Annotated in this window: 6 protein-coding genes; all 6 read right to left on the bottom strand. The window is 73.6% G+C overall.

Going from position 1 to position 16,355, the window contains the following annotated elements; all coding sequences use genetic code 11:
* Window positions 1-1,356: 1,356 nt before the first annotated feature.
* On the bottom strand, window positions 1,357-2,946 hold the full coding sequence (locus tag DY157_RS10365; protein WP_115728568.1) for a serine/threonine-protein kinase: 1,590 nt from the start codon (window positions 2,944-2,946) through the stop codon (window positions 1,357-1,359).
* Window positions 2,943-5,450: a transglutaminase-like domain-containing protein gene (locus tag DY157_RS10360; RefSeq protein WP_115728567.1), complete on the bottom strand. Its 2,508-nt coding sequence runs from the start codon at window positions 5,448-5,450 to the stop codon at window positions 2,943-2,945. Before DY157_RS10360 ends, DY157_RS10365 begins: the two co-directional genes overlap by 4 nt.
* A complete protein-coding gene (locus DY157_RS10355; protein WP_115728566.1) occupies window positions 5,447-6,742 on the bottom strand; it encodes a DUF58 domain-containing protein in 1,296 nt (431 codons plus the stop codon). The genes DY157_RS10360 and DY157_RS10355 overlap by 4 nt, the downstream gene beginning before the upstream one ends.
* Window positions 6,739-7,707, bottom strand: a complete 969-nt coding sequence (locus tag DY157_RS10350; RefSeq protein WP_115728565.1) for an AAA family ATPase — start codon at window positions 7,705-7,707, stop codon at window positions 6,739-6,741. The genes DY157_RS10355 and DY157_RS10350 overlap by 4 nt, the downstream gene beginning before the upstream one ends.
* A 48-nt stretch (window positions 7,708-7,755) precedes the next feature.
* Window positions 7,756-13,791 (bottom strand): Ig-like domain-containing protein, encoded by a 6,036-nt coding sequence (locus tag DY157_RS10345; RefSeq protein ID WP_115728564.1) that lies wholly within the window; start codon window positions 13,789-13,791, stop codon window positions 7,756-7,758.
* A 325-nt stretch (window positions 13,792-14,116) separates the two neighbouring features.
* Window positions 14,117-16,276 carry a bifunctional metallophosphatase/5'-nucleotidase gene (locus DY157_RS10340; RefSeq protein WP_235827190.1) on the bottom strand — a complete coding sequence of 720 codons (2,160 nt, stop codon included), beginning with the start codon at window positions 16,274-16,276 and terminating at the stop codon, window positions 14,117-14,119.
* Window positions 16,277-16,355: the final 79 nt, after the last annotated feature.

The following is a 16,355-nucleotide window of genomic DNA, read 5'->3' as shown; positions in this document are numbered from 1 at the left end:
AATCTGAAGACGGCATACGATATGTAGTTCGGTCTCTTGGTGTCGGTGTTTTTTTTTACAGACAGAAGCCGGAATAGGACATTCGCCTTAGTCTCGTGGGCTCGGAGATTGGTATAAGAGACAGGTCCCCGTCCGCATCGGCCGCCGGCCCCGCCCTCGTGCCGGCGGCCGATGCGAGCGGGGACTCGACGTGCGAGGTCGGGATCGAGCGCCTCATCGCTCAGACCCCGCCGGTCGTCTCCCTGCTCGGGCTGCGCGACGCCTGGGAGGCGTCGCGCGGCGCCGTCCTCGTCGCCGTCGTCGACTCCGGTGTCGACGCGTCGAACGCGCATCTCGCGGACGCGGTCGACGCGGGGGCGGACCTCGTCGACGGAGGGGACGGGCGCACGGACTCCTCGGGCCACGGGACCGCCGTCGCCGGGCAGATCGCGGCCCGGCCCGTCGACGGGTCCGGACTGATCGGCCTCGCCCCCGAGTCCCGGATCCTCCCGGTCCGCGTCTACGCCGACACGAGCGCCGAGGCCGTCCGCGACGGACGCGGCCCGGGGACCGGGCGGACCGCGGAGGGGATCCGCTGGGCCGCCGACCACGGCGCCGTCATCATCGCGGTCCCCTCCTCCTCGACCTCCGACGATCCGGCGCTGCGCGCCTCCGTCGACTACGCGACGTCGAGGGGCGCGCTCGTCGTCGCCTCCGCGGGCAACGCCGACGACGAGGCCTCCTCGACGGCCGTCCACTTCCCCGCCGGCTACCCGGCCGCCCTGTCCGTCACCGCCGTGGACGAGCGGGGCCTCCCCTCCGACGCGGTCGCCCACGGCACCCACGTCGAGATCGCCGCCCCCGGCTCGAAGGTCCTCACGACCTTCTTCGGGAACGGCGACTGCGTCTTCGCCCCCTCGACCCCGACGACCTCGTACGCGACCGGGTACGTCGCCGCGATCGCCGCCCTCGTCGCCGCCGCCCCCCCCGCCGAATCGCCCGCCGAATGGGAGTACCGGCTCACCGCCACGGCCCTGCGACCGACCCCCTCGGAGAGGACGACGACGCTCGGCTGGGGGATCGTCGCCCCGCACGACGCCCTCAACTTCACGAACGACGGCGGCGCGGTCGGCCCCCAGAATCCTCTCTTCCCCGCCGCCTCCGCGGAGGCCCCGCGGGTCATGCCCCGGCCAGACCCAGTGGTGGACGACGGGCCCGCCAGGCGCGCGGGCGTCGCCGCGATCTGTGGGACCGGAGCGGCGCTCGTCGCCGCGATCGCCCTCGTCCATCGGCTCCGCTCCGTCCGTCGCGGGCGCGCCCGCCGTCGGTAGCGGCGCCCGGGCCCGCGGCCGACGGCTCACGAGGCCGCGGCGTCGGCTACGGGGCGGGAACCTCGACGCAGGCGCGCACGGGAGCGGACTGACGCCCGTCGTCGCCGACCGCCGACACCTCGAGGCAGTTCTCCCCCGGGATCGCGCTGATCGCCACCGCGTTGCGCGTCACCGAGTTGACGACGTCGTCGGCGCCCGGTCGCGTCGCCGTGTAGACGTAGTGGGTCGCCGACGGCGCGCCCGTTCCGCTCGGGGCCCCCGATTGGGCTCCGGACTGGGCGTCCTCGGCGTCGAGCCACGTCCACTGGACCGCCCCGTCGCGGAGGACGCCGGACAGGGAGGCGACCGGGTCGGGCGGCGCGCCGATCGGGTCGGACGCCTCCCCTCCGGTCGAGCCCGTCGGCGCGCCGATCCTCGTGATCCTCCCCGAACCCTGCTGCATCGCGACGACGAGGGCCGCGGTGACGACCGCTGCGAAGAGGACGAGCAGGACGATCGCCCAGGGCCGCATCCCGCGGCGCTCCGGTTCCTCGGGCGCGTTCTCCTCGCGCCTCCCCGCCGTCGCGGAGCGGGGCTCGGCCCACGAATCGGGCGCGGGCGCCGCGACGTCCTGGAAGTCGTAGCTCGGCGCGCGCAGGCGCGTCCGATCGGCGTCGATCGAGGGCGCGGCGCGCAACCGAGTCCCCTCGTCGGCCGACGCCGTGGCCGCGGCCCCGCCCATCGTCGGAGCGGGGCCCGTCGTCGGGGCCGGCCCCGAGGCGTCGGGGTCCTTCACCTCGAGGCGCGTCACCGGACGCCCCATGAGGCGCTGGATCCCCTGGAGGGCGCGGCCGAACTCGGCGGCGGACCGGGTCCTCTCGACCGGATCGACACTCATCGCCTCGCGGAGGACGGCCTCGAGTTCGGGCGGTGCGTCGGCCCGGCCGAGGGCGCGAACCCTCCCCGAGCGGACGCGCGAGGCGACCGCGAGAGGAGAGTTGTCGCCGAGGGGGTCCTCGAATGGGCTGCGGCCCGCGAGGAGCGTCCAGGTCGTCGTCGCGAGCGCCCAGACGTCCTGGGAGGGGTGCGCGCGGGCGCGGGAGTCCTGCTGCTCGGGCGGCGCCCACAGGACCGAGAAGCCGTCGAGCATCCCCTCTTCGAGCGCGCCGACCCGCGAGGCGACCCCGAAGTCGGCGAGGACGGGGCTCCCGTAGGCGTCGAGCATGAGGTTCGCGGGCTTGATGTCGCGGTGGACGATGCCGGCCCGGTGGAGCATCTCGACGCCGGCGCTGATCCTGATCATGAGGTCGAGCGCGCGGTCGATCGCGAGGGGACGGCGGCGGACCTGGTCGGCGATGTCGGCGACCGGGCAGTACTCCATGACGAGGTAGGGGCGTCCGTCCTCGGTCGTCCCCGCCCCGTGGAGTCGCAGGATCGCCGGATGGCCGGACACCGCCGTCATGAAGTCGGCCTCGCGGCGCAGTTCGGCGATGGCGGCCGCATCCGCGCTCGAGCGGACGACCTTGATAGCGACCTCTCGCGCGGGCAGCTCCTGGCGGTAGAGGTGAACGTCGGCGAATCCGCCGGACCCGAGTCGGCGGACCCAGTCGAAGCCGGGAATCCGCGGGCCCGGCGCACCGATCCCCTGGGGCGTCATCGTCTCCTCCTCATCGCGTCGAGCGCTCTCCTCATGATGCCGGCTCGGCGCCCCGCGCGCCCGCGGCGCAGCGACTTCAGCGAGAGGGCGCGCCGGATCCTCCCGAAGGGGCCGGCGCCTGCGCGCAGCCGCGCCGCGAGCGCGTCGACGTCGGCCCACGCCGCATCGGCCTCGACGGGGTCGCCGCCCTCGGCGGAAAAGTCGGCGACATCGGCGCGCCGGGCGACGGCGACCGTCGTCGGGACCTTCTCAGCGAAGAGCGTCCAGCCGGGAATCGCGGGACCGTCCTCGCGCGGCGAGGCGGCGCCCGGCCACGCCTCCGCGAGCTCCCACGCGGCCTCCTGGCGCGTCCTATTCGCCGCGACCGGCATGCCCGCGTCGGTCGCCATGTCGACGAGCTCGTCCCAGGATCCGACGAGGCGGCGCCGCGGTTCGGCTCGCCGCCGCCGGCGGCGCCTGCGCGCCTTGAGCGCGAGGACGAGGACGACCGGTCCGACGAGGAGGAGCACGGCGGAGGAAGCGCCGACGATGACGCCCCACGGAAGGGGCTCGCCCGGTTCGTCCTTCGAATCGGCCGCCCGATCAGAATTCGACGGCGAGAGCTCGACCGGCTCCTCGGGCGGCTCGGGCGGCTGGAGGACCTGCGGGCGCGGCACCGAGCGCGGCTTCGTCACCTCGGTCTGCGGCGTCTGGTCGCGCGGGGGCGTCGGGTCGAACACCGCCCATCCGACGCGAGCGAATTCGACCTCGACCCAGGCGTGGACGTCGGAGCCGCGCAGCTCGCTCGTCGCGGCGTCGGAGTAGAGGCCCATGACGACGCGCGCGTTCATCCCGAGGGAGTGGAGCATGAGGGCCATGAGCGCCGCGTACTGCTCGTCGTCGCCGATGAGCTGGTCGGCAGCGATCATTCGGGCGAGGCGGTCGGCGCGGTGGCCGGGTCGGGAGGAGGCGGAGTCCTCGTTCGAGTAGAAGCCCTCCTCGGAGAGGTAGCGCTCGATCGCGCGCGCCCGCCCGAGGGGCGTGCCCGCCTTCGCGGAGACCGAGGCGGCGAGGTCGGCGACGCCCGCGGGGACGGATTCGTCGCGACCCGAGAAGCGGACGGCCTCGACGCCCTCGAGCTGACCATCCGACCACCGGGGAGCGATCGAGGTCTCGACCGCGTAGGTCATCGGCCCCTGCGGGCCGGTCGTCAGCGCCGCGTCCGCCCACAGGTCGGCGTGGAGGCCGTCCTGGAGCGCGTCGGCGCCCTCGCCCTCGAATCGGATCGCCCGAGGGGACCCGGCGACGGGCACCCACGGGCCGAGGAGCCGCGCGGTGGAGATCTCGAGCGCCGCATCCTTCGCCCCGTCGACGGGCGCGCGCTCGGGCAGGTCGGCGCCGACGGAGAGGTAGCCGTTGTCGTCGTGGGCGCCGGCTCGGCTCATCGCGAAGGTCGTCCCGTCGTAGACGTCCATCGCGGCGATGCGGATGCGCGCGCCCTCGGGCAGCCCCCGAACGGAGAGAAGCGTCTCCTCCTTGAGGTCGGTCGAGTAGTGGCGGTACGCGGCGAGCGGCGAGGGGTACTCGCGCGTGTCGAGCGGCGGATCGACGAGGTCGCGCCCGACGATCCTCGAGTTCCACGGGCCGTACGACTGGGCGAGCGGCGCGGCGACCCCGATGCCGAGGGCGATCATGAGGGTCGCGGAGACGAGGCGGCGTCCGAGGCGCACGGCGGCGCGGGAGGCGCCCGAGGTCCCGCTCGTCGATGAGGTCGAGGCGCCCGCGCGCCCGACGACGACGTCCTCGCCCGCGTCGATGCGGCGGCGCAAGGCGGCGAATCCCCACCATGCGAGGACCGCCGCCCACCACGCGAGCACCGGGGCGAGGGCGGGGCGGGTGCCCGCCGGGCCGAAGGCGACGCCGAGGACCCCCATGAGGAGGATCGGCGCGGTCCCGAGGAGGGCTCTCCCCCAGCGCAGCGTCGCGATCCCCGCGAGGGTCGCGCAGACGAGTCCGGTCATCCAGGGGACGAGGGCCGGCCCGAGGTACGCCGATGCGGGGGGCGCGAGGGTGAGGAGGTCCTTCCAGGACTCGACGGCTCCGAGGACGAGCATCTGGAGGGTCCGCGCGGTCGGCAGGCCGTAGAGGGTCGTCGGGCGCAGCGCCGCGGCGCCGCCGAGGGCGAAGTGGGCGGCGAGAACGGCCGCGAGGACGGAGAGCGGATCCCAGCGCCACTTCGAGGCGGCCGCCGCGATGCCGAGGCCAGCGGCGACGCCCGCGCCCGCCGCGATCGCGCCGCTCCCGTCGCCGAAGATCGGCTCGTGCGCGGCGATCGGACCGAGGAGCAGAACGGCGAGGACGAGGATCGACCAGCGCGGGAGGCGACCGCGCAGACGTCCCCGAACAGTGGCGCTGCGCGACGCGGCGCCGGGGCCCGCGGCGCGGCGGTCGCGAGCGACGGCGGCTCTCGCCGATCCCGCGCCCGAACCCCTGCGGCGCGCGTCCTCGCGCGCGCGGGCGCTCATGCGAGTCCTCCGAACACGAGACGCGGAAGATCGTCGAGGGACGGGCAGTCGACGAGGACCCCGCGTCCGAGTCTGCGGCGCCGCCTGGCGGCGCCGGGGCGGATCCTCACGACTCCGGCGAGGACGTCGGGGCCCGCGGGGGCGAGCAGGCGCGCGGCGTCCTCGTCCGACACGCCCGCGGGGACGACGACGGTGAGGGCGGAGGCGTCCGGGCGCTCGTCGAAGCAGCGCCTCACGCGCTCGGCGACCGATGTCTGCGCATCCCGCTCGATCTCCGCGAGTTCGTCGAGGAGGCGCGTCGCCGAGGACGTCGCCATCCATGCGCTCCCCGTTGCCACCGAGACCCTGCGCGAGGATTCGAGGCCGACGAGGGCGAGGGAGGCGGCGACCGAAACCCCGGTCTCGAAGGCGTCGGCGTCGTCCCAGGCGTCCTCCGCGGTGTCGAGGACGATCATGTGGTGGGAACGGCGGGTCTCCTCGAATTGGCGGACGATGAGTCGACCGAGGCGCGCGGTCGACGCCCAGTGGACGTTGCGCCGGTCGTCTCCCGGCTCGTAGTCGCGCAGCGCGTGGAACGCGATGTCGGAGCTCGAAAGCTTCGCGGTGACCGCGCCCTCGACGTCCATGAGGAAGCCCGTCGCATCGAAGGGCGCGCGGACGGTGCGCGGGTGAACGCGGAGGATCTCGGGTCGGTCCCAGGAGCGGATCCGCCGCACGAGGCCGAGCCCGTCGGAGCGCACGGAGCGGGCGGGGCCGACGGCGATGACCCCGCGCCGACGGGTGACGACGGAGAAGATCTCGTTCCACTCGCCCCCGGGGGCGAGCGGCGGGACGAGGAACTCGCCGGCGCCCGCCCCGATCGGGAGCTCGATGACGCCGGGGCCGGCGGGCCGGGAGCGGACGTTGCGGACGGTGAGGTCGCCGACCGCCGTCTGCCCGGCGACGACGCGGTCCTGCGGGAGCCGGACCTCGACCCCGTGGGGGCTCGGCCAGAGGACGAGGGCGAGCGCGACGAGGAGGAGGACCGCGCAGCACGCGGCGATCGCGTAGGCCTCGACCCAGCCGAGGACGGCGGCGAGGAGGGCGGCGACGAGGCCCGAGAGCGCGACGGCCCGCCCCGTCGGGGTGATCGCGCGCAGCGCAGCGGGAAGCGCGACTCCGCGACGCGCGCGCTCCGCGCCCCTTCCGCCCCGTCCGTCGCAGCGTCGCGGCGCCGCCGCGGAGGCCCTTCTCGGCGCCTCCGGCGCGGGGCTCCCCGGTTCGGGAGTCCTCGTCCTCGTCGATCCGCTCATCGCACTCCGACGGCCGGCGCGGGGACGGTGGTGAGCGCGCGGTTGATGACGCCCTCGGCGGTCGCGCCCGAGAAGGCCGCGTCCGGGTCGACGACGACGCGGTGCGCCCACACGGGGCCCGCGAGCGCCTTGACGTCGTCGGGGAGGACGAAGTTGCGGCCCTGCGCGGCCGCCCACACGCGGGCGCAGCGGGTCATGCCGATCGCACCGCGGGTCGAAACGCCGAGAAGGGAGGACTCGTCGGCGCGGGTCGCCTCGGCGAGGGCGGCGATGTAGTCGAGGACCGCCCGGTCGGTGTGGTTGTCGGCGGCGAGTTCGGCGAGGCGCAGCACCTGGTCGGCGCTGAGGAGCGGGCGGACGAGCTTCGAGCGGTCGGGCGCCGACGCTCCGGCGAGGACGTCGATCATCGCCTGGCGCGACGGGTAGCCGATCGAGGTCTTCATGAGGAAGCGGTCGAGCTGCGCCTCGGGGAGCGGGTAGGTGCCCGCCTGCTCGACGGGGTTCTGGGTCGCGATCACCATGAAGGGGGCCGGCGCCCTGTGTCGGACGCCGTCGACCGTCACCTGGGCCTCCTCCATGACCTCGAGGAGCGCCGACTGGGTCTTCGGCGAAGCGCGGTTGATCTCGTCGGCGAGGACGATCTCGGCGAAGATCGGGCCCCTGTGGAAGTTCCAGTCCCCGGTCTTCTGGTCGTACATGTTGACGCCGGTGATGTCGGAGGGGAGGAGGTCCGGCGTGAACTGGATGCGCGAGTTCGACCCCTCGATGACGGCGGACATCGCGCGGGCGAGCGCGGTCTTCCCGGTGCCGGGCGCGTCCTCGAGGAGGAGGTGCCCGCCGGCGAACATCGTCGTGAGGGCGAGCCGGACGGTCCCCGCCTTGTCGAGAACGGCGACGGAGATGCCGTCGACGAGGCCCGCGAAGGTCTGGGCGAACCGGGTGGCGTCTTCGATGCTGATCGTCATGCGCGCTTCCTTGTCATCTCATCGGTCGGGGTGCGGGTCGGTCGGGGCTCATGGGATCCGGCAGGAGAAGAGCCCGGGGGCGATCGCCGCGAATTCGTCGGGCGTCCGATCCTTCACCTGGAGGAGGGCGGGAACGGGGTCGGCCGAGGAGATCCGCAGCTGGCGGGTCGTGCCGTCGATGTCGGTGCCGACGACGCATCGCAGAGTCGGAGAGCCGTCGACCCAGTCGGGCGCGCGCAGCGCGTAGGTCCGGCACGGCGTCTGCTTCGGATCGAGGACGGGCACGTCGGCCGCGCACTCGCCGTCGACGAGTTCGGCGACGACGGGCAGCGGGATCGAGGCGGTCTCGACGTTCGAGTCGGCGCTGCCGCGCGCGTTGGACGCTGTGAGGACGATCCGCGGGTAGGTGCGCCCGGGGATCGCGCCCTCGTAGACGTGGCGGCCCGCGGCCGGATCGACGTCGATGCGCTCGCGCCCGATGGCGAGGACCGCGGAATCCGCGGCGGGACTCGCGTCGATCGGCGCCCAGGTGACGACGATCGAGGTCCCTTCGACGGAGGCGGTGATGACGGGCGGGGGCGGCGCGGACTCGGCGCGTCCGGACGCCGTGACGACCGGCGAAGCGACGGCGCCGCCGTTGGCGTAGGCGGTCTGGCAGAAGGCGAGCTCGACGGGGGCGTTCGAGCCGACGTCGAGGGCGCGTCCGTCGCGGATCTCCTCTCCGTTCGCGCAGTCGCCGCCCGCGAGCGCCCAGCGGAGTACGAGGTCGCGGGAGTTGAAGCCGCGCCCGACGCGCTCGGAGAGTCCGGAGACGAGGAGCTCGCCCTCGACGCCGGTCGGGGTGAGCCTCGGCGGGGCGGCGAGGGGCAGGGGGATCGTCGTGACGGTCGTGGTCGTCGAGGCGGATTCGGCGTCGCCCTCGGCGTTGGTGATCGTCAGGGACACGGGGATGCGCTCGTCGGGGACGACGCCGGGGACCGTGACGGAGCCGGCGTCGGAGGGGGCGGTCGCCCTGGCGCCGCCGACATCGATGGTCGCGGTCCCCCAGCCGGTTCCCTCCGAGGAGCCGACGGTCCAGACGACTTGAACGGACGCGGTCGATCCGTCTCCCTCGGCGGTGACGGCTCCGATCGCGAGTCCGCTCGGCGGGGCGGGGCGCCCGTGGGGAGTGCCCTGCGCGGTCGACGAGGTCGGGGAGGGCTGCTCAGCGCGGTTGTGGGCGGCGACTGCGACCGAGTAGGTCGTCCCATTCGTCAGGCCGCCCAGCTCGTAGGAGAGCTGGGAGCCGGGGACTTCGAGGGCGTCCGTGCCTGCGCCGCTCGAGACGTAGAGGGTGTATCCGGTGATCGCCGATCCCTCGTTCGCGGGCGCGGTCCAGGTGATGAGCAGCGTCCCCGACCCCGCCTCGATCGTCGGGGCCGCGGGCTGCTGGGGGCTCGCGTCGACGAGGACGGCGGCCGAGGGCGCGGAGGGGGCGGACTCCCCGACGTCGTTGCGGGCGACGACGGTGAAGGAGTGCTGGACGCCGTTCTCGAGGCCCGTGAGCGGGCATGACGTCGCTGCGCAGTCGTAGGTCCGGCCCGAGGACTGGTCGGTGAGGACGTATCCGATGATCGGCGCCCCGTTGTCGGATCCGGGGGTGAAGGAGACGAAGGCGCGCCCCGCGCCGCTCGGCTCGACGCGGACGTCGGAGGGGGCGTCGGGCCTGTCGCGGACGACGAGGACGATGCGGCCCTCGACCATCCGATCGGGGTCGCCGGTGGCGTCCATCAGGCGGTAGGTGACCGTCATGTCGCCGTGATAGTCGGCGGCGGGCGTGATCGTGAGGACGGTGCCGTGCGGGTCGACGGTCCCCCGCCCGAGTTGGATGGAGGCGGAGACGATGCGGATCGGCGTCTCGGGGAAGGGGTTGATCGTGTACCCGGCGAGGTCGATCGTCTCCACGCCGCCGGCGTTGGCGGCGCCGATGACCGCGTCGGACACCTGGATGCGGGGGCGGGTCGAGGCGACGACTTTGACGGGGATCTCAGCCCGGACGGGGCCCGAGCCGTCGTCGACGGAGACGACGATCGGCGCGAGCGCGCCCTTGGGCTGATCGGTCGCGGCCCGCACCGAGAGCGTGCGCCCGTCGAGGGAGACCGCGACGCCGTTCGGCGTGTCGACGAGGGAGTAGGCGAAGCCCTCGGGGTCCTGGCCGTCCGGGTCGGACACCATGAGCGCGAGGTTCTGGGTGACGGCCTCCTCGCCGGCGGCGACGCGGACGGGGGTCGGCGAGAGGATCGGCGGGTGGTTCGTCGTCGAGGCGATCTCGAGGGGGATCGTGAGCGTCGACGAGAGGGCCGAGTCGTCGTCTGCGAGTCCGTCGGAGACGGTGAAGGAGAGGGAGGACTTCCCCGAGTAGTCGTCGCTCGCGTGGAAGGAGATCCTCGTCCCGTCCGCGAGTCTCGCGCCCGGATCGACGCCCTCGGAGGCGCGGATGCTCGTCTCGTCGAGGATCCGCGGGGTCCGGCCGGTGCGCACGAGGACGTAGTCGGCGATGTCGAGGACGACGTCCTGGCCGGCGCGGATCTTCACGGGGATCCGCGAGTCGTCGAGCGCGGGGTAGGTGCGCTCGGCGCCGGGGACGGAGACGACCGCCGACGAGGAGAGTCCGTCGTCGTCGGTGATCGTGTAGACGACGAGGGCGCGGGTCTCGGTCGGCGTCACGACGAGTTCGCGCCCTTCGACGCGGACGCCGGGCGCGTTCGTGGAGACGACGAGCGAGGACCAGGGGCCGTCGGGATCCTCGTCGTTGTCGAGGACGGGGACGCGGACGGTCCCGTCCTCGGTCGAGAGCGCGGAGAGGGCGACGACGTCGTCGCGGGCGATCGGCGCCTGGAGGGGCGCGTCGGCGGAGACGTTGACGGTGAGGACGCCCCTCCCCTGCCCGCCGCGGCCGTCGGAGATCGCGTAGGAGACGGCGTAGGAGCCCTCCGCCGAGGGGGTCGTGAGGGCGATCGCGCCCTTGTCGACGCGCGCGGCGAGGGCGTCGTCGATGCTCTGGAGGGAGTCGGGGACGAGGGAGAGCGTGTCGCCGTCCGCGTCGACGTCGTTCGCGAGGACGGAGACGGCGAGTCGACGGTCGGGGCGGACGAGCACCGTGTCGGGCAGGGCCGTCGGATTCTGGTTGTAGGTCGCGGGCGGCGCGATGCCGACGCGGACGCGGCCCGACGCCTGCTTCCCCTTGCGATCCTCCACGATGTAGGTGAAGACATCGGTGCCGCTCGCCCCGTCGGCGGGCGTGTACTCGAGCCACTCGGTGCCGATGTCGACGGTCCCCTTCGCCGGGGACTGCTCGATGCCGACGAGCGCGACGGAGTCGCCGTCGGGGTCGATGCCGTTGAGCGGGACGGGGATGCGGGCGGTCTGCCCGGTGACCGCCCAGGCGGTGAGGGGCTTCGGCTTGGGGGCGGCGTTCGCTCCCGATTCGGCGACGACCTCGAAGGTCGCGACGGCGCTCGCCATGTTCCCGGCGGAGTCGCGGACCGTGTAGGCGACGCGGAGGACGCCCGGGGTGGTCCCGGCCTCGAGGCGGACGAGGTTGCCCGTGACGAAGGGACGCCCGACCTCGTCGTTCGGCGTGTACTCGAGGCCGGGGAGGACGGAGAGGGCGAGGCCGGAGGGCGAACGGTCGTTCGCGAGGACGTTGATGGACCCCACGTCGCCGACGCGGACCTTCGTCGAGTCCGCGGTCGGCTCGGGCGGGAGCTGGTCGTTCGCCGCGGGCGCGGGGACGACCGTGACCTCGGCGGTCGCGGTCGCCTGGCCGTTCGAGACGGTGTAGGAGAAGGCGACGGAGTGGTCGAGCCCGGCGGGCGCGGTGATCCTCAGGAGGTGACGGTCGATGAGGGTGACCTCGAGCCCGGAGTCGGAGGGCACGTCGATCGTCTGGACGACGAGGACGCCGCCGGCCGGGTCGGAGTCGTTGCCGAGGGGCGCGACGAGGACGGAGCCGCACGCCGGCAGGACGGCGAGATCGTCCTCGGCGACGGGCGCCGCCTTCTCCTCGAGCGGGACGACGTCGACGCGGACGACGCCGAGAGCCGTCGAGGGGCCGTCGGTCGTCGTGTAGGTGAATTGGTAGGAGCCGGGCGCGCTCCCGATGAAGGAGATCGTCCCGAGGCCGAGGTCGGGCGCGATCGAGGCGCCGGGGGGCGCGACGGAGACGGCGACGAGGGAGAGGGCGTCGCCGTTCGCGTCGGTGTCGTTCGTCAACGGGTCGAGGACGAGCGGTTCGCCGACTCGGGCGACGTAGAAGTCGGCATTGGCGACGGGGGCGATGTTGCCGGCGTCCTGGACGTTGACGGTGAGGACCCCCTCGCCGACCTCGTCCCCGTCGGAGACGCGCAGGCGGATCGACTTCGGCCCGGGCCCGGAGCCGAGCTCGGTGATCGCGAGGGTCCCGTCCTCGGAGAAGCGGACGGCCAGCCCGTCGGGGGCCTCGGCGCCGGCGAGGAAGATCTGGTCGCCGTCGGGATCGATCCAATCGACGAGGGCGTTGTACTCGATCTCGGCGCCCGCGCCGATCTTGAGGGACGGGTCGCGCAGCTGCTTCGGGGCGCCGTTGACGCTCCACGGGTGGACGGAGACTCGGACGGTCGCCGTGTCGAGGGCGCGCCCGTCGGAGGCCTCGTAGTCGAAGGAGGTCGATCCGCTCGCGTCGTCGGCGAGCCCCGTGATCTGGAGGGCGCGCCCGCCGCGCGTGCGGGCGATCGTCCCGAAGGCGGGCTCGGTGAGGGGGCGGGCGGTGAGGACGTCGCCGTCGGCGTCGGAGTCGTTCTGGAGGACGGGGAGGGTCGTCGAGCGGCCGGGGCGCACGCCGAACTCGTCGTCGACGGCGTCGGGCGGGGTGTTCTTCTCGTTGCGCTCGGGATCGGCGATCTCGTCGGTGATCTCCGGGGAGTCCTCGAGGTTCTCCTTCTCGGTGAGCTGCTTCTCGATCTCGTCCCAGTCGTCCATGAGGACCATGTTCTCGTCGGGCAGCCATACCGACCCGGCGCCGACGTCGTTGAGGACGATGCGTGTCCGGTTCGTCCGGAAGACGATGTCGCCGGCGCCCGCGAGGGCGTCGACGGTCCGCGATTCGCTGCGCGTCTCGTCCTCGCAGACGCGCAGGTAGGCGCCGGTCCCGCTCCAGGCCGCGTATGCGCATCCGCGGTGGCGCACGGGCGCGGCGGGATTCCCGACGCCCTCGACGGGCACGAGGATCGCCTCGCTCCCGTCGAGGGGGATGGAGACGAGGGCTGTGGGAGTGGCGAGGAGGACGGCGTCCGCGTCGGGCCCGGGGAGCTGGAGGACACCGCCGGGGGCGATCCCCTCGTCGGAGAGGGGGCGCAGGGTCCCATCGGGGAGGATCAGCGAGTTCGTCTCGGCGTCGAGGCCGACGGGCCGGTCGCCGACCGCGGTGAGGGCGACGCGCGCGCTCGCGGCGAGCCCGTCGACGCGCTCTTCGCGGGTCTCGCGGACCGCGTCCTCGGCTCGGACCTCGACGAGGAGGCCGGCCCTCGGCGAGAGGGCGAAGACGCGGCCGTTCGTCGACGCGGTGATCGCGCCGTCGTCGAGTCCCTTCGCGAGCGCGGCCTCCGCGGTGAAGGGGGTCTGCGCGGGGGACGAGGCCGGGGCCGCCCACAGGGCGCCCTCCAACGGGTCGAGGACGCCGAGGGTGGGACCGCCTTGAACGGCGACGGCGTCCTCGGGGAGCGAGGTCGCGGCGCCGAGGGAGACGGCGGCGACGTCGACGGGGGCGACGGAGCGGGAGGTGAAGTCGGAGAGGGTGACGGTCTCCCCGGCCTGACCGATGTCGAAGTCGGCGGTCTCGGTGCGCAGGGCGCCGTCGAGGACGCGGGCGTCGTAGTTGAGATGGCCGACGAGCTGCTTGGACTCGTTCGTCACCCAGATCCCGCCGTCGTCGACCTCGACCTCGGCGGTCTCGACGCCGCGGTGGAGGATCGCGAGGAGGGAGACGACCATGGCGAAGAGAACGACGCCGATCGCCGGCAGGCGCGTGAGGGCGCCTCGGCGTCGTCGGGAGTGGGGGGAGGCCATGGCCACCTCTGCGTCGGGGATGCCGGACTGGTCGTGCGGGGTCAGTCTGACACGCTCGGGAGTTTTCTTCTAACCGAGGTTCCGGGAGCGGGCCGGGCTCCGGGTTCCCGCGCGCGAGCGTCGCCGCCCGTCCCCTTCTTCCCCCGCCCCGCCCGCATCCCCTCGACGCGCCAACGTGATGCTCTCGCCCCACCACGCCGAGAGCATCACGTTTCGCCGTCGAAAGCATCACCTTCGGCCGTCGAGGGGATCTCCGCTCCCGCGAGGGTCGTTCGCGCACCGGGGCCCGCTCGCAGGCTCCGGTTTCCACCGGCGCCCGAACGCGTCAGCGCTTGCGGGCGACCGCGAGCGCGCCGGCCATCGCGAGCGCGAGCGCGCCGGCGAGCAGGCCGACCGAGTCGGCGCCGGTCTTCGCGAGCTGCGGGGCCTTCGCGGCCGGGGCCGCGGGCTGAGCAGCGGGAGCGGCGGGCTCTTCGGTCGGCGCCGGGGCCTCCGCCTCGACGGGGACGGGCACCTCGTAGGTGCACGGCAGGGTCCTCGTCGAGCCGTCGACCGCGGTGATCGTCAGCGAGACGGTCGCGCACTGCTTGCCGGCCCACTGGGAGTCCGTGCAGGCCGCGGTGGCGACGCCCGCCGGAACCTCGACCGTGAGCGATGCGGTGCCGGTGTCGGGCAGACCCGCGGTGATCTCCGGGTCGATCGACGAGGTCGCGACCTCCTTCACCGTGCCGTCGGCGAGCGTCACGGTCGCCGCGACGGTCTTCGCCGCCGCGCCCGTGCCCTGCTCGGAAGTCGCCGTGTAGAGGAGGCCGGCGAGCTCGATGCTCGCCTTCGACTCGGCGATCGTCGCGGAGACGCCGCTCTGGCGCTTGGCGAGATCCGCCGTCCCATTGCCGAGGCCGGCGAGGTACTCGCCGGTGACGGTGCGGTCGAGGATGCCGGTGTTCGTCATCGCGGAGTCGCCGAGCTTCGTGAAGTTGTCGCCTCCGGCGAGGAGGAACGAGTTCGACGCGACGGCGATCGCGTCGCCGTCGCCGAGCGGCGCGCCGTCGATCATCACGCAGGAGATGACGCGAGCGCCCGCGTCGTCGATCGCCGAGGCGAGCGAGGCGATGAGCGCGTCCCTCGCGTCGATGGCCGCGCCCTGGATCTGCTCGTAGTAGCCCTCAAGCTCCGAGACCGCAGACTGGTCGAGGCAGACCTGGACGTTCTTCGAGAGGCCGAGCATCAGCGCCGGACGCGAGGTCGTCGGCTGGAACTGCTGGGCGAGGATCTGGCGGAACTGGGCGCCCGTGTAGGTCGCGTACGCCATCTCGTTGCCGAAGGGCTGAACCTGGTAGGCCTCGCCCTCGGTGAGCTCGCCGGCCTCGTAGTCGGCGCGGACTCCGCCCGGGTTCATGAGGCCGACGTAGTGGTCGGCGGCCGGCTTGATGCCGGTCGCGATCCAGTTCTGGAAGGAGTCGGCGATGAGGTCGGACGCGGTCGACTCGGTCGAGCGGTTGGCGCCGTAGTCCGCGCCGTCATTGGTCCCGCGGCGGAAGTCGGAGCCGAGGGTCGCGACGACCGTCGCGCCGGCCGCCTCGGCGTCCGTCTTCGCCTTCGCCACGATCGCGGCGACGCCGTCGGCATCGGCGCAGTCGGACTTCGTGAGGTCGGTGTTCGAGGCGGTCCGCGCCGTCACCGACCACTTGCCGTCGGTCTGGGAGAGGGTGAGGCCGACCTTGCCGAGGAGCAGGCCGTAGTGGTCGGCCTGGACGACGGCGATGTCGGTGCCCGCGGTCGACTTGAGGACCTGGGCGAAGGGGAGGTGCGTGTGACCGCCGAAGACGGCGTCGACGTCGCCGTTGAACTGGCCGCCGTTGAGTTCGGCGTCGGCGTGGGCGAGGATGACGACCACATCGGCCCTGCCGGAGCTCTTGAGCTCGGTCGCGCGCGCGTTCGCCGTGTCGACGGCCTTCGCGACGGTGAGGCCTTCGATCGCGGAGGCCGAGACGAGGGACGGGAGCTCCTCGGTGACGACGCCGACGAAGCCGACCTTGACGCCCGCGACGTCCTTGACGAAGGTGCCGTCGCCGTCGCCCTCGGCCGTGAGCGCCGCGTTGCCGGTGACGTTGGCCGAGAGGATCGGCGCGTCGAACGCGGGGATGAGGCGGCCGGCGAGGTCGCCGATGCCCTGGTCGAACTCGTGGTTGCCGGCCGAGGTGACGTCGAGCTTCATCGCGTTGAGGGCGTCGATCGTCGGCTGGTCCTTGAGGATCGACGATGTGTACGCGGAGCCGCCGACGTTGTCGCCGTTGGAGACGAAGAGGGTGTTGGGGTTCGCGGTGCGGGCCTTCTCGACCTCGCAGGCGAGCGGTGCGGCGGCCGCGGACTGCGCGGCGTCGAGGGCTCCGGATTGGGGATCGTCCGCCGCGAGGACGGGGCCCGCGCCGGCGAGCAGGAGGCCGCTCGCGGCGAGCGCGGAAAGAGGCGCGGTGAATCTCATGGGACTCCTCATCGAATCTCAGTGCACTGTGTTCCACACGCACGCTAGGCGCGGTGGTCTCCTGCGGGTACTCGATGCG

It is taken from the genome of Actinomyces culturomici, assembly GCF_900499005.1.
Taxonomy (GTDB): Bacteria; Actinomycetota; Actinomycetes; order Actinomycetales; family Actinomycetaceae; genus Pauljensenia; species Pauljensenia culturomici.
Note: the sequence above shows the minus strand (reverse complement) of the source record. Positions and strands in the feature narration are given on the sequence as shown.

What these genes read in the sequence shown, in the direction of transcription:
- DY157_RS10340 (WP_235827190.1), bottom strand. Translation starts at nt 16,276, where the DNA reads ATGAGATTCACCGCGCCTCTTTCCGCGCTCGCCGCGAGCGGCCTCCTG.
- DY157_RS10360 (WP_115728567.1), bottom strand. Translation starts at nt 5,450, where the DNA reads ATGAGCGCCCGCGCGCGCGAGGACGCGCGCCGCAGGGGTTCGGGCGCG.
- DY157_RS10345 (WP_115728564.1), bottom strand. Translation starts at nt 13,791, where the DNA reads ATGGCCTCCCCCCACTCCCGACGACGCCGAGGCGCCCTCACGCGCCTG.
- DY157_RS10365 (WP_115728568.1), bottom strand. Translation starts at nt 2,946, where the DNA reads ATGACGCCCCAGGGGATCGGTGCGCCGGGCCCGCGGATTCCCGGCTTC.
- DY157_RS10350 (WP_115728565.1), bottom strand. Translation starts at nt 7,707, where the DNA reads ATGACGATCAGCATCGAAGACGCCACCCGGTTCGCCCAGACCTTCGCG.
- DY157_RS10355 (WP_115728566.1), bottom strand. Translation starts at nt 6,742, where the DNA reads ATGAGCGGATCGACGAGGACGAGGACTCCCGAACCGGGGAGCCCCGCG.